This window comes from Kitasatospora sp. NPDC041917 (assembly GCF_055589745.1).
Genome location: NZ_JBVJBI010000012.1, coordinates 26,271 through 39,225, shown reverse-complemented (window position 1 = coordinate 39,225; position 12,955 = coordinate 26,271). Strand labels below are relative to the sequence as shown.

Below are 12,955 nucleotides of genomic sequence, written 5' to 3'. Positions count from 1 at the left end.
GCCGGGGCCCGCGGTCCTCCACCTGGGACGGAACCAGGACCGTGGTCCTGGTCCGCCCTCCCGGCGTCGGCCGCGGGGACCACGTCCGGGCCGGCGGGCCGGTGCCAGAATGGCTGCGTCAGTGATCAGCCGGGAGGACCAGATGGACGGGCGTCAGCACGCCGGGGCGGCCGCGGGTACGGACGGCCCGCCGGGGGAACGGACGGCGAACGGCGTCGACGGGCGGCCGGGGCGGTGGAGGGACGGGCTGCCGTGGACCCAGGGCGACGCCCTGGTGGCCGTCGGCGCCGGCACGGTCGACCTGGTCGGGTACCTGCTCCTCGGTCGGATCGCCGAGGGCCAGGGCATCACCGTTCCGGTCTTCGTCCTGGTCGCCCTCTCGGGCCTGCCGCTGCTCGCCCGGCGCAGCCGCCCGGTGCCGGCGCTCGCCGCCGTCCTGGTGCTCCAGACGGCCGTCGAGCTCTCCACCGCCCCGGCCGGCACCCGCTTCGGCGCCGTCCTGACCGTCGCCCTGTACTCGGTCGGCCGCAACTGCACCGTCCCGGTCACGGTGGCCGCCGGCGCGGCGACGGCGGTGGTCACGCCGCTGAGCCAGGGCCACTTCCACTCCCTGACCTGGGAGGGGGTCATCGCCGCGCCCTTCTCCGCCGCCCTGGTGGGCGGCGCCGGTCTGGCGGTCTCGCGCTGGCAGCGGGAGGTGGCCGCCAACCGCCAACTGCTGGCAGACCGCGCGGTCGCCGAGGAGCGCCGCCGCATCGCCCGGGAGCTGCACGACATCGTGGCCCACCACATCACCACCATGCAGCTGATGGCCGGCGGTGCCCGGGCCAACCTCGGCAGGCCGGAGGTCGTCCGGGACGCCCTGGTCACCCTGGAGTCCTCGGGACGGCTGGCCCTGCGCGAGATGCGCCAGCTGCTGAACGTCCTGCGGACCGGCGACGAACCGGACACCGCCCCGCCGTTGCCCCAGCCCGGGGCGGACGAACTCGACCGGCTGGTGGACGAGTCCTGCCTGGCCGGGCTGTCGACCGAGTTCACCGTCGACGGGCCCCGGCGCCCGCTGCCGCCCACCGTCGGCCTGACCGTGTTCCGGATCGTCCAGGAGGGCCTCACCAACGCCCGCAAGTACGCCGGCCCCGCCCGGGCCTCCGTCCGCCTGGCGTACCACCCGGACCGGGTCACCGTCGAGGTGCGGGACGACGGCGGCGGCGCGCCCCCGCCGGAGTGCGCCCCGGGTGCGGGCCGGGCGGGGTACGGCCTGATCGGCATGCGCGAGCGCGTCGCCCTGCACGGCGGCACCCTGGAGACCGGCCCGCGGCCGGGCGGCGGCTTCGCCGTGGTGGCCGAGCTGCCGCTGAGCTCCGCCGAATCGTCCGAGGCGGCCGTCCAGCACGGCGGGGCGGGCCGATGACCGACCCGACCAGCCGTGCCGACGGCAACGCCGACGACACCGACACCGGCACCGGCACCGGCACCGGCACCGCCGACGGCAACGGCGCCGGACCCGCCCCGGCGATCAAGGTGCTCATCGTCGACGACCAGCCGCTGGTCCGCCGCGGCCTGTCCCTGATCCTCTTCCCCGACCCGTCCTTCGAGGTGGTCGGCGAGGCCGAGGACGGGGAGCGGGCCGTCGCCGCCGCCCTCCGGCTGCGCCCCGACGTCGTGGTGATGGACATCCGGATGCCCGTCCTGGACGGCGTCGGCGCGACCGGGGAACTGGCCCGCGTCCTGCCCGGCTGCCGGGTGCTCGCCCTCAGCACCTTCGACATGGACGAGTACGTGGTGGCCGCGCTGCGCGCCGGTGCCCACGGGTTCCTGCCCAAGGACGTCTCCCCGGAGGAGCTGGCCACGGCGATCCGGACCGTGCACGCCGGGGAGGCGGTGGTCGCTCCGAGGCTGCTCACCCGGCTGATCTCCGCCTACGTCCGGACGCCGGGCGCCACCGCCGCGCCGCCGGCGGCCGCCACCGGCACGGGCGACCTCACGCCCCGGGAGGTCGAGGTGTGGCGGCTGATCGCCACCGGCCTCGACAACACCGCGATCTCACTGGCCCTGGACATCAGCGTGTCGACGGTGAAGAACTACATCACCAGCATCTTCGGCAAGCTCGACGTCCGGGACCGCGCCCAGGCGGTCATCGCGGCCTACGAGTCCGGCCTGGTCACCGCCCGCACCGGGAACGGCGACCAGGCCGGAGGGCGCGCCTAGACGAACGGCCGACGAGGCACATCCCTCCTAAGTCCACCGGACCGGCAGCGACTTGAGGCCGTTCTGGAAGTTGGAGACCAGGTGCCGCGGCGGCCGGCCCGGGACCGGCGCGAGCCCGGGGAGCCGCTCGATCAGCCGGCGCAGCATCGATCGCAGCTGGAGCCGGGCGAGTTGGGCACCGAGGCAGAAGTGCGGGCCGTGGCCGAAGCTCACGTGGTCGTTCGGGCTGCGGGTGATGTCGAAGCGGTCCGGCTCGGGGAACACCTCCGCGTCCCGGTTGGCGGAGGCGTGGTAGACCACCACCTTGTCGCCCCGCCGGATCGTCCGGCCGCCCAGCTCCACGTCCCGCGTCGCCGTGCGGCGGAAATCCGTCACCGGCGCCCAGTGGCGCAGCATCTCCTCGACGGCGGAGGGCACCAAGCCAGGGTTCGCGCACAGCAGTTGGTACTGCTCCGGGTGGCTGAGCAGGGTGTACAGGCCGCCGGGCAGGCCGTTGCGGACGGTCTCGTTCCCGGCGACGGCCGGAAAAACACGCAAACATGTCCCCCCAACCCCAGACGGGGCCGGTTCGAGGAGGGCCGTTTGCCGTGCAGGAAGTCGATCTCTATCTCCGGAAGTCCCAGGTCGTCCGCAACACCGATCCGCGCGACCTGCTGTCCGTCGAAGCGCAGGAAGCCGCCGGCCGTAAGTGGGCAGCCCGCGAGGGCCTGCGGGTACGGAAGGTCTGGGTGGACAACCTGTCCGCCTGGTCGGACGTCGTCCGCCCGGAGTTCGACAAGGCCCTCGCTGCCGTCATGAACGGCGAGGTGCCCTGCCTCTGGAACTTCGCCATGGACCGCTTCACCCGCAAGGGGATCGACGAGATCGGGCCGGTCCTGGGCAAGGCCCGGGTCATCTTTGACTATGAGGGCCTGGACAGTTCGATCGAGCGCGACCGCCGGTGGATCATCGACCGCGCCGAGCAGGCCCGCGAGTTCTCCCAGCGGCTGAGCTACAACATCAAGAGCACGAAGGCGCGGCAGCGCGAGACGGGCCGATGGTCCGGCCGAGCGCCGTACGGTCTCGTGGCCGGCAAGGACCGCAAGCTGCGGCACGGCGACAAGTGGCCGGTCGTCGAACGCATCGTGACCGACCTGGCCGGCGGCACCACCCGCGGCGAAAGGGAGTGCGTCCCGGCGCGTTCCCTCGCCCGTGCGCTCACCAGCGAAGGCATCGAGTCCCCCGGGGGTGGTCCGTGGCGGCCCGGCGCTGGTGACCGGCGGGTCGGCGGGCGGGGTGGTGACCGGCTGACCGGTGCCCTCGGTGCGGGCGACCGGCCTGGAGGTGACCGGCGGCTTGTCCGCCGGTCGGTCGGTGACCCGCCGGTCGATGTCCGGGTGACCGCCCCGGTCAGCAGGCTTGGTCAGGCTGACCGTGCTGACCGGGGTCAGCTGCGGCTGCGCCGTCGGTGCGGTGACCGGACGGCTGACCGGCCGACCGGAGGCGGGGTGACCGGCGCTGTCCTGACCGGCGGTCAGTGCCACCGGCCGCTCGGTCAGCCCTGCCCGTTCCGAGGTGGCCTGCCCGAGGCCAGGGGCGACCTGGCCCCGGTCCGCCTCAGCCGGTCGGTCACTGTGACCGTTCCGGTCACCGGGGTTGACCGGTCCGCGGGCGATGAGGATGTAGAGGTGGACGGCGCCGGCCAGGGCGAGCGGGGCGATGGTGGACAACACTGCGACCACCGTGTCGCCCAGCCGCAGTCCACCGGTTGCGGTGTGCAGATCGTTGAGCCGCACGGCGTGCAGGGCGTTGGCCCACAGGCTCGTCCCGGTGGCCGCGCCGAAGAGCGTCCACACGTAGGCGCGGGCCCTCAGCGGTGCGTCGCGCAGGACCAGCAGGGCGCGTACCCCGTAGGCGATGAAGCCGTCGACGATGATCGGGAAGAGGTAGGTGAGGAGGCCTCGGACGTGGATGGCGATGGCCATCTGCTGGAGCGCGTCGTAGGAGAGCGCGCAGCCGGCGGCGCCGAGGGCGATGACGACCGTGCGGTCCCAGCCGGTGATGTGGGCGCTGGTCGGGGTGGTCGCGGTGGTGGTGCTCATGCGGCCGTCCCGAAGGCGTCGCGGGTCAGCTGGTCGGTGTTGGTGGCGCTGTGGTCGGTCGTGGCCGTGCGGGCGGCCTCTTCGGCGATCTGGCGGTGGCGGATGGCTCGGCGGGTTTCGCGGTAGAGCTTGAGGGCGTGCTCGTCGGTGATCTTGAGGAGCCAGGCGAGGCGTTCGACCGGGACGTCCTGGCGGTATCCGGCGAGGACGACGGCGCGGCGTTCGGCGCGGGTGAGGTGGATGTCGCGTCCGGCGAGGGTGTCGTTGACGCGGCTGTAGTCGAGGCGGTCGTTGATCCTGGTGTGCAGGGGTTCGCGTTCCTCCTCGGTGAGGCCGCCGCGGATGCCGTGGGTGTCGCCGGTTTCGAGGGCGGTGTCCAGGCAGGCGCGGGCGACGGGGCACTGGGCGCAAAGGGCCTTGGCGGTGGCGATCCTGTCGGCGTCTTCCGGCCCGGGGAAGAAGGTCTCGGGGTCGACGGGGTTGTACTCGGTCGGGGTGCAGGCGGCCTGGTCCTGCCAGGTGTGGTCGCCGAGGGTGCGGTGGCGGGCAGGGCTGGTAGTGGTGGTCATGCGGGGTTGCTCCGATCGCTCTCCGCGCGCTGGGTCGGCGTCGGCGGAGAGGTGCGCTGGGTCGGTGAAGTCGGGCGGCTCGCCGTGGGGCGGCCGGGCGTAGCGGCGGCTCAGGCGGCGCGCTGGAGGCGTCTGCGGTCGACCGGTTCGAACTCGACCCGGGTGGTCATCTCGGCGAGCCGGGAGGTGACACGGTCGCCGAGGTGCGCCTTGAGGTCGCTGATCCGCAGGTTGGTGGTGATCAGGGTCGGGAGCATGGCGTTGTACCGGCGATTGACGAGCCGGTACGTCTGCTCTTCGACGAACTCGGACGTCTTGGCCGCACCGAGGTCGTCGAGGATCAGCAGCGGCACCCGGCTGTAGGCGCTGAGGACCCGCTCGGCGTCGGTGTCCGAGCTGGGACGGAGTTCGGCATAGAGGTCGGCCGCGGTGGTGGCGCGCCAGCGCACGCCGACGCCGGCCTGCACCAGCACTCGGACCGCGCCGTACGCCTGGTGGGTCTTGCCCGCACCGGTCACCCCGGCCATCAGCAGGCTGGGGCCGGTGGTGACCTGGCGGCGTGCTCCGGTGCTGGGGGCGGCGGCCTGGGCGGCGACCTGCCGGGTCCAGGCGAGGATCAGCGGGTGGTCGGCGACGGCGGAGCGGTAGCGCGGTGGCATCCCGGCGGACAACGCGTCCTCCGTCGAGAACGGCTCGGGCTCGTCCGGGAGGGCGTCGACCGTGGCCCAGTCGATGCCCCGGGCGGCGAGGATCCGGGCCATCCGGTCGAGCACCGAGGGGGCGTCGGCGAGGGTCTGCGGGTCGCGGTGGGTACGCATCACAGCTCCTCGGCGTAGGCGGCGACGGCGTCGACCGGGTTGGTCCACGCCTGGTGGGCGGGCACGTTAGGGCGGAATCCCGGCCGGGCCAAACCGGCGCCTCATGCGTTCATGGCGTCATTGACCAGGCTCGGCAGCCGGGACGGGTGGCCCTGGATCTCGGCGAACCGCCGCAGCCCGGCGCGGACGTGGTCAGCGGCGATGCCTTCGTCCAGCAGGGTCTTGACGACCTTGCCGAGGTGGCCGAGCACGTTGCCCGGCGGGCGCTCGGCGCAGGCGGCGACGTACTCGCCGATCAGCTGACCGGCCGAGACGGTGTCCGCGTCGGGCGCCTGGCGCCCCGTAGGGAAAGAAGATCCAGGATCCAAGATCCTAGATCCAGGCGCCGAGGACTCCGGGAGGGTTCGGCGAGCCTTCGGGGAGGCTTCGCCGAATGCCGCCTGACCTGCGATTTTCCTGGGGGTCGGGACCGGCACGTGCTCGGCGTCGACCCTCGGGTTCACCGCTTCGGCTGTGTCAGGAGCCGTTTGGGCGGGAGACACCGGGAAGGGCTCCTGCGACTGCTGGAGGGCTGCCGGAGTGTTCGCCGAGGTTTCGGCGAACACTCGGGGAGCGTTCGCGACACCCTCGGCAGCTGTTCCCGGGGCATCGGCGAGGGCGGCCCGCTGGATGCAGGGGCCCTTGCAGACGCCGCACCGCTCCGGCTCGCAGTGCGGGCACGCGGGCAGCCGGGACAGGCTGGGCTTGTCGATCTTCTGGTGGTTGCGCCAGGTCGGGTAGTGGAAGTACCGGCGGCCGTCGCAGCCGGTGTACCGGCAGATGGCGTCGGCGGCGGCAAGCTGCCGGAGGTGGTCCTCGACGTCCGTGCGGCTCACCTCGTCACGCAGCGGCCAGATGAGGCCGTAGACGACCGCCGCGTTGTCACGGTGTCTGCCGTGGTCGTCGGCATGGTTGGTCATGCCGAGGAAGGTGAGCACCGCGGGGATGGACACCTCGGCGAGCGTCTCGCTCACCCAGGTCTCCGGCTTGATGGAGCGTATTCGCGCCATGTCAGCGGCCCCAGACCGGTGTGTGGTCGGCGGCGGTGAGCTGCCCGGTGATGAGGTCCAGGATGTGCGGCCTCGTCCAGTCGGCGTCCGGGTGGGCCCGGACGACCCAGCGTGCGACGACCCGTCGGGCGACGGGGCTCAGCCGGACCGGGCGTCCTGCGGCGTCGGCGGCGCGGGCGTAGGCGTGGGGCCACCGTGTCACCGGGTCCGTGGAGCCGACGGCGACCTTAGCGGCGCCCGGGATCATGTCGGTGAGCTTGGCCGCCAGGCGTGGCCGGGTGTCCGGGGCCGGGCAGGTCGGGGTTCCGCTGGGTATGGCGGGCATGCGATACTCCGTGCTTCGTAGGAACGTGCGCGGCGGTCTCGTGCGAAGAAGTCCCGCGTGCACGTGGTAGTGAATCGGCGCCTCTTGGGGCGTCGGGCCCGGCGTCCAGGAGTTGGTAGCTCCAGGACGCCGGTCTCATTTCAGGGGGCGCTGAGCCGGTTGCTCGCGTCCCGGTCCGCCGGCCTGCTTGCGGCGGGAGCAGCACCATAGGGGCAGCGCGCCCGACAGATCCAGCGTGTTGTCCGTGCGGCCTCGTCGGCGGCGTACACAGTTCTGTGTCACGGCCTGTGGCCACCGGCCGGTGTCGTTCTCGTAGGCCTCCCGGCTCGCGGTCACCATCTGTGGCCGCCAGGCCGCAGGCATTCTCACTCGCGGTGATTCCGCCCGATTCGCGAGATCTCAGGACGATGGGCTGCGCAGGTGGCGACCGAGCCCGGATTCAGCTGAAGCCTCATAACATGATTCCCCATCAATAATGCGCGGCAAGCCCTTGCCGCAGGGAAGACATTAAGTAGCGACCCGGATACGGTCAAGAAATCAAGGGGATCTACGCGAGTAGGAGCAGGGTATTTTCGGAGACTGAGAAATGATCTCCACCAGGCGTCCCGGCAACGCTCCGCAAGCGGAGCAGTGAGCGACAGCAAGGCCTCCACCTTGCATTCTCACAGTGAGCAACCACTCGGATTCGGCCACGGAGCGTCACGTGACGAATACCACTCGCCACGTCCTCGTGCGCGCCTCCCCTATATGCGCAGCGGATTCCGCATTTCTACGCCAGGTATATTCGCTGTCCGAGCGCACCACCGATGGGCGCTTCAGCGAGAATCCACCGTGCAATATTTAGGTTTGAACAACATGCGCGCAATAGCTGTGCGGGAGTTCGGCGGCCCGGAAGTTCTGGAGCCGACCGAGATGCCCGAGCCGGAGCTCCGCCCCGGCCACCTTCGTCTCCGCACCCGGCTGGCCGGCGTGAACTACGCCGACATCCACCTGCGCGAAGGCTCGTACCCCGCCCCCATGCCCACCCCGTTCATCCCGGGCAACGAGGTCCTCGGCACAGCCGAGGACGGGCGCCGCTACATCGCGCTCAGCCGCGGCGGCGGCTACGCCGAGACCGCCGTCGTCCACCGCAAGCTCGCCTTCGAGGTCCCGGACGGCATCGCCGACCACGACGCCATCGCCCTCACCCTTCAGGGCAACACCGCGTGGCACCTGCTCTTCACCGACCTGCGGGTCACCGCCGACGACACCGTGCTCGTCCCGGCCGCGGCCGGCGGGGTCGGCTCGCTCGCCGTCCAGCTCGCGAAGCACGCGGGTGCGAAGGTCATCGCCATGGCCTCCAGCGAGGAAAAGCGCCGCACCGCCACCGCTCTGGGCGCGGACGCCGTCGTCGACTCCTCCAGCCCCGAGGGCCTCACCGCCCGGATCCTGGAGGCCGCCGGCGGTCCCGTGTCGGCCGCCATGGAGATGACCGGCGGCGACGTCTTCCACGCCACCCTCGCCGCCCTCACCCCCCGCGGGCGCCTCGCGGTGTTCGGCGCCGTCACCGGCGCGGAGGGGCTCGTGCCGATCACCAGCCTGCTAGCCGGCTCCAAGGCCGTCAGCGGCTTCTGGCTGCCGAATCTCTATCCCTCCCGCACCCACCTCAACGACTCGATGTCCGCGCTGTTCGCGGCGGTCGCCGACGGCTGGCTCAAGCCACTCAACGGCCCGGTCTACAAGCTCGGCCAGGCCCGCCAGGCCCACCACGACCTCGCCGCCCGTCTCACCAGCGGCAAGGTCGTGCTTGACCTCGACCGCTGACCACTCGGCCCGTCGAGCTGCCCGTACACCCGCACCCGACGGGTTACCCCGGCACGCCCCCATCGCGCCGTCGCCGGACGGCGCGACGACCTCCGGAAGCCACCCATGACCCTCACCAGCACCACCACGTCCGACGCCGTGCCCGCTCAGCACCAGGACGCATCGTCGAGCAAGCCGCCGTCCTCGCTCGCAGCCCGCGCCTTCGCCGTCCAGGCCGCCTTCACCCAACTCCCTGGCGAGGTCCACTCCCTGCGCGCCATCGCCGGCGCCGCCGGACTCGACGACGCCACCACCCACCGCATCCTGAAGACCGGCGTCACCGACGGCACCTTCGAACAGGTCGGCCGGGGCCGCTACCGCCTCGGCGCCGGCACCGCCCGCGCCGGCGTCCAGGCGATGACCCACTCCCCCAGCGCCGCCTCGACCCACACGATCCTCGAAGGCCTCCACGCCACCACCGGCGGCCTCGCCCTGCTCTACGTCCTCTCCCCCTTCGGCGGCGCGAAGCGGCTGTGCACCGACTACGTCATCGGCGACCTCGACCCCGCCGAGGTCGGCATGTCCGCCGAGGACGTCGTCTCCGTCTCCCGTTCCCTCCGCACCGGAGCCTCCGGACGCGTCATCCTCGCCCACCTCCCCCAGAGCATCTGCGACCTGGTCCTCGCCGAGGAAGTCCCGCCCACCGCCGGCCCCGGCGTGATCCGCGACAACGATGCCCTCTCCGCGTCCCTGGACGAGATCCGTCGGCTCGGCTTCGGCGTCGGCCGCCAGGAATGCATGCCCGGCTGGGACTCCGTCGCGGCCCCGGTCCTGTGGCACGACTCCATCATGGGCGCCGTCCTCCTGCTTCGGCGAACCACCGAAATGCCCGCCGACCTCCGCCCGTTGATCTACCACACCCGTAAGGCGGCCGAGAGCATCAGCGAGCTGACCACGAGCCCGCTCGCCGCCGCGATGTGACCCACGGCAGCCGGACCAGTCGCGTGCTGCCGCCCGTACACCAACCGGGCGGCAGCACGCAGCAGCCCCGCCCGCCTGATCCGCCGGGATCGTGCCACGCAGCCCCGCGCCAATGCGACTGCCGACAGAAGGACGTGGTCTTATTTGTCACATATTGTGTGTACATGTCTTAGATGGGCCGCCGCGCGGAACGCAGGCGGGCCACGATGAGGATGGGGTCGTGTCGTGTCCGACAGTGCCGAGGCGATCCATTCCCGACTTGCCGAGCTGATCGCACCGACGGCCCACAGCCAGGTCGTCGATCTCGGCTGCGGTTCCGGGCCGACGCTTCTCGCGCTGAGCCGGATGGCTCCCGAGGCCACGCTGATCGGGATCGACAGGTCTGTCACCTTCCTGAGGCAGGCGCGGCAGGAGCTCCAGGCGCACCGCGGTCCAGTGGTGACGCTTGCAGCGGACCTGCGTACCCCGCTTCCATGCGGGGACGAGAGCGCAGACATCGTCGTTTCGTACAACACCATCGAGTGCCTGCCTCGCCCGGAGCGGATGCTGGTCGAGGTCGCGCGGATCCTGCGGCCGGGCGGACGGGCGATCCTCGCACACGTCGACTTCGACTCCTTGGTGATCGCCGGCGCGGATGCAGACCTTGATCGACGGCTCTGCCACACCTTTGCGGACGATGCCCAGAGCTGGATGGATCACGCGGACGGACGTGTCGGACGGAAGCTCGGGCTGCTGCTCGCGCGGAGTCCACTGAAGCTGGTGAGCGTCGAACCGCTGTTGACGTGGTCGACCGAATTGTCGGGGCACGCGGAGGACCGGATTGGCCAGATCCGGAAGGCCATGCTGTCCGCCGCCAGGCATGGTCGGGGTTCGGTCAGTGCGGCCGATGTCGAGGAGTGGTACGCGGCGGTGTGTGAGGCAGACCACCTGGGCGGATTCTTCTTCTCGGAGCTGGCCTTCATCGCGGTCGCCGAGCGTCCTCGTGAAGAGCTGTTGACCAACGACGTCGATCCGTCGGTGCGGGACGGTGTTCCGCCCGGGCCTGACAGTGACTGCGCACCGGGCCGTCCCGCTGCGGCGTGATGGTCGTCCGCTACTAAGTACCGCCCCGTAGGACGCGGTCGGCGAAGGTGCAGAGGGCCTTCACTGAGGCATCGACCGAACCCGTGGTGTCCAAGGTGAGCGCCGGGTGCTCGGGTTCCGTCCAGGAGAGCTCTGGTGCATAAGGTGCAGGGTTCGCACGGTAGGCGGGTGAGGGGCGGAGGGCGTCGCGGGCGTACCGGAGTTCTTCGGGTGCGCGGACGTGGATGAGGTGGAGTCGTTGGCCGATGAGGTCGGCGGCGAGCCGTCGTTCCGCCGGCGTGGAGGTCACGAGCGTGACGATGCCGATGGAGTGCCGGCCGGCAGCGTGCGAGAGCGCCTCGATGGTGGCGATGCGGTCTTCTGTGGACCAGCCGAGGTTGCGCAGGACACCGATGGTCCGTTGCTCATCGGCGTCGTAGAGACCGCAATCGTGGTGCTCGGGTTGGAGGTGGGTGCGGAGTCGGCGGGCGAGGGTGGTCTTGCCGGAGGCCGGCAGGCCCATGAACCAGAAGACCGCAGCGGAGCGTGACTGGTTCACGCCGAGTAGCCCCACTTCTCGCACCAGTGCTTGAGCAGCGGTGGGGTCGTCGCAACGGAGGGGGGCGGGGTGGCGTCCTGGATGCGTCCGGAGATGATCTGGGGGGACCAGTCGCCGATGCCGTAGATGAACGGGCCGTGGTCGTGGCGCCCGTAGTCGAGCATGGTCGGCTGCCAGGAGATGCCGATGTACTTGCACAGCACCTTGCAGGTCGCTTCCGGCTCCGCGGTCAGCTGTTCGTAGGTGACGCTGATGGAGGTGGGGACGTTGGCGGCGGCTTCGTCGAGGGCGGTGGCGAACTTGTCGACGGTGACGGCGGCTTCGGCGAGGTCGGTGGCGTCGCCGGCGCGGCGGATGGAGTCGGCGATGGCCACCGGGTGGCGGCGCAGGATGATGTAACGGGCGTCGGGCCAGCAGTCGACGAGCCGCTGCCAGATGAAGACGTTGCCGGGGGACTTCTCGGCGAACACGGTCTTGCCGGATTCGGTGAGTTGGCTGTGCAGCAGTCGATCCCACAGCAGGTGTTCGAGGTCCTGGCGCTCGTGGTTGAGGGTGCGCATGGCGAGGTCGGTGAACTCGTCGTCGACCGTGACGGTGAGGCCTCCGAGGTGGAGCTCGTGCGGGGCATGGACGTCCGGGTGGGAGCCGAGCAGGCAGCGCAGCAGGGTCGATCCGGAGCGGATCGGGGAGAGGATGAAGACGGGTGCGGGGACGAGGCGGTCGTCAGGCACGGAACTCCTCCTTCGCCTGCTGCTCGCGTTCGGCGAAGACGCGCAGGCGGGTCGCGAGGTCTCGGCGGTAGTGGGCTGAGCCGGGAGCGGTTTTCTCGTCGCAGTGGAAGACCCGAAGCGAGAGTTGGTGCAGGTAGCCGATGCCGGGCCCGGCGGGGTGGGCGAAGGTGTGGGAGAGCCAGTCCTCGTAGTTCATCCAGTTCTGGCCGTCGTCGTGGAACCGGTCGCCGGGGATGCCGCCGGCTGCGGCCATGACGGGTCGCGCCCGCTGGGTGTCGTAGATCAGGAAGTGGGAGGAGACCCGGTTGACCGAGCGCGTATCCGCGCTGAGGGCGGGACCGGCTTCTTCGAGTCGCCACTGCCAGCAGTCGTGATCGTCGATGCGCTGGGCGAGGGCGAGTTGGGGGCAGCGGTCGAAGGTGTCGGCGATCTCGGCGAGGACGTCCGTCGCACCCGGGTCACGGAAGGCGACGACGTCACCCTCGATGGTGATCAGGAAGCGGCTCTTGTCGGTGACGAAGTGGGTGTGGATGTTGTTGGCCTGGTCGCCGGAGGCCCGGTGACGGGTGCGCCAGCGTAGCCGGACTTCGTCGAAGCCCCAGGTGGAGTAGACGAGTTCGGTGATCTCGTCGACCGGCGCGGTTTCGGCGCCGTCCACGACGAGGACCAGGTCGTACGGGTGGCGGGTGCCGCGGGTCAGGGCGTCCAGGGTGGTGGGGATGGTGCGGCGCAGGAGTTCGACGTCGCTGTGGACGAGGTAGGCGATGGTGAACGCGGGCGGGTAGGTCAC

13 protein-coding genes and 2 pseudogenes are annotated in these 12,955 nt (G+C 71.2%); 6 read left to right on the top strand and 9 right to left on the bottom strand.

From position 1 onward, the window contains the following. Nucleotides 1-109 precede the first annotated feature (109 nt). Nucleotides 110-1,411, top strand: coding sequence for a sensor histidine kinase (locus ACZ6EM_RS16875; RefSeq protein ID WP_465772651.1), 1,302 nt, complete (start codon nt 110-112; stop codon nt 1,409-1,411). Continuing rightward, nucleotides 1,408-2,208, top strand: coding sequence for a response regulator transcription factor (locus ACZ6EM_RS16870; protein WP_465772650.1), 801 nt, complete (start codon nt 1,408-1,410; stop codon nt 2,206-2,208). Before ACZ6EM_RS16875 ends, ACZ6EM_RS16870 begins: the two co-directional genes overlap by 4 nt. A gap of 27 nt (nt 2,209-2,235) precedes the next feature. Here ACZ6EM_RS16870 and ACZ6EM_RS16865 read toward each other — a convergent pair whose 3' ends face one another. Next, the gene (locus ACZ6EM_RS16865) at nt 2,236-2,625 is read right to left on the bottom strand and encodes a cytochrome P450 (protein ID WP_465772715.1); all 390 of its coding nucleotides are present in this window, start codon (nt 2,623-2,625) and stop codon (nt 2,236-2,238) included. 122 nt (nt 2,626-2,747) lie between these two features. Here ACZ6EM_RS16865 and ACZ6EM_RS16860 point away from each other — a divergent pair. After that, nucleotides 2,748-3,011: pseudogene (locus tag ACZ6EM_RS16860) on the top strand (recombinase family protein); the annotation flags it as partial. Between the two features lie 839 nt (nt 3,012-3,850). Here ACZ6EM_RS16860 and ACZ6EM_RS16855 read toward each other — a convergent pair. The 5 genes and pseudogenes from ACZ6EM_RS16855 to ACZ6EM_RS16835 all read right to left on the bottom strand — a co-directional run. Beyond that, nucleotides 3,851-4,289, bottom strand: a pseudogene (locus tag ACZ6EM_RS16855) (DUF2637 domain-containing protein); the annotation flags it as partial. Beyond that, on the bottom strand, nt 4,286-4,858 hold the full coding sequence (locus ACZ6EM_RS16850; RefSeq protein ID WP_465772649.1) for a WhiB family transcriptional regulator: 573 nt from the start codon (nt 4,856-4,858) through the stop codon (nt 4,286-4,288). The pseudogene ACZ6EM_RS16855 and the gene ACZ6EM_RS16850, both read right to left, overlap by 4 nt. A gap of 110 nt (nt 4,859-4,968) precedes the next feature. Then, complete coding sequence (locus ACZ6EM_RS16845; RefSeq protein WP_465772648.1) at nt 4,969-5,676, bottom strand: ATP-binding protein; 708 nt, start codon at nt 5,674-5,676, stop codon at nt 4,969-4,971. Nucleotides 5,677-5,777: 101 nt separating this feature from the next. Further along, a complete protein-coding gene (locus tag ACZ6EM_RS16840; protein ID WP_465772647.1) occupies nt 5,778-6,725 on the bottom strand; it encodes a hypothetical protein in 948 nt (315 codons plus the stop codon). Nucleotide 6,726: 1 nt separating this feature from the next. After that, nucleotides 6,727-7,050, bottom strand: coding sequence for a transcriptional regulator (locus tag ACZ6EM_RS16835; protein ID WP_465772646.1), 324 nt, complete (start codon nt 7,048-7,050; stop codon nt 6,727-6,729). Between the two features lie 855 nt (nt 7,051-7,905). Between ACZ6EM_RS16835 and ACZ6EM_RS16830 the strand changes: the two genes are divergently transcribed. The 3 genes from ACZ6EM_RS16830 to ACZ6EM_RS16820 all read left to right on the top strand — a co-directional run bounded on the left by ACZ6EM_RS16830 (nt 7,906) and on the right by ACZ6EM_RS16820 (nt 10,896). Next, nucleotides 7,906-8,853, top strand: coding sequence for a quinone oxidoreductase family protein (locus ACZ6EM_RS16830; protein WP_465772645.1), 948 nt, complete (start codon nt 7,906-7,908; stop codon nt 8,851-8,853). Between the two features lie 105 nt (nt 8,854-8,958). After that, nucleotides 8,959-9,813: an IclR family transcriptional regulator domain-containing protein gene (locus tag ACZ6EM_RS16825; protein WP_465772644.1), complete on the top strand. Its 855-nt coding sequence runs from the start codon at nt 8,959-8,961 to the stop codon at nt 9,811-9,813. 225 nt (nt 9,814-10,038) lie between these two features. Continuing rightward, complete coding sequence (locus ACZ6EM_RS16820) at nt 10,039-10,896, top strand: methyltransferase domain-containing protein (RefSeq protein WP_465772643.1); 858 nt, start codon at nt 10,039-10,041, stop codon at nt 10,894-10,896. 13 nt (nt 10,897-10,909) lie between these two features. Here the strand turns inward: ACZ6EM_RS16820 and ACZ6EM_RS16815 are convergent, their stop codons facing one another. The 3 genes from ACZ6EM_RS16815 to ACZ6EM_RS16805 are packed head-to-tail and all read right to left on the bottom strand — an operon-like array spanning nt 10,910 to nt 12,955. Beyond that, nucleotides 10,910-11,434 (bottom strand): adenylyl-sulfate kinase, encoded by a 525-nt coding sequence (locus ACZ6EM_RS16815; protein WP_465772642.1) that lies wholly within the window; start codon nt 11,432-11,434, stop codon nt 10,910-10,912. Further along, entirely contained in the window at nt 11,431-12,165 is a 735-nt protein-coding gene (locus tag ACZ6EM_RS16810) for a sulfotransferase family protein (protein WP_465772641.1), read from the bottom strand. Before ACZ6EM_RS16810 ends, ACZ6EM_RS16815 begins: the two co-directional genes overlap by 4 nt. Beyond that, nucleotides 12,158-12,955 (bottom strand): hypothetical protein, encoded by a 798-nt coding sequence (locus ACZ6EM_RS16805; RefSeq protein ID WP_465772640.1) that lies wholly within the window; start codon nt 12,953-12,955, stop codon nt 12,158-12,160. The genes ACZ6EM_RS16810 and ACZ6EM_RS16805 overlap by 8 nt, the downstream gene beginning before the upstream one ends.

Bases quoted from the DNA above. Each gene is read 5' to 3' on its own strand.
- ACZ6EM_RS16875 (WP_465772651.1), top strand. From the start codon at position 110: ATGGCTGCGTCAGTGATCAGCCGGGAGGACCAGATGGACGGGCGTCAG.
- ACZ6EM_RS16870 (WP_465772650.1), top strand. From the start codon at position 1,408: ATGACCGACCCGACCAGCCGTGCCGACGGCAACGCCGACGACACCGAC.
- ACZ6EM_RS16850 (WP_465772649.1), bottom strand. From the start codon at position 4,858: ATGACCACCACTACCAGCCCTGCCCGCCACCGCACCCTCGGCGACCAC.
- ACZ6EM_RS16845 (WP_465772648.1), bottom strand. From the start codon at position 5,676: ATGCGTACCCACCGCGACCCGCAGACCCTCGCCGACGCCCCCTCGGTG.
- ACZ6EM_RS16840 (WP_465772647.1), bottom strand. From the start codon at position 6,725: ATGGCGCGAATACGCTCCATCAAGCCGGAGACCTGGGTGAGCGAGACG.
- ACZ6EM_RS16835 (WP_465772646.1), bottom strand. From the start codon at position 7,050: ATGCCCGCCATACCCAGCGGAACCCCGACCTGCCCGGCCCCGGACACC.
- ACZ6EM_RS16830 (WP_465772645.1), top strand. From the start codon at position 7,906: ATGCGCGCAATAGCTGTGCGGGAGTTCGGCGGCCCGGAAGTTCTGGAG.
- ACZ6EM_RS16825 (WP_465772644.1), top strand. From the start codon at position 8,959: ATGACCCTCACCAGCACCACCACGTCCGACGCCGTGCCCGCTCAGCAC.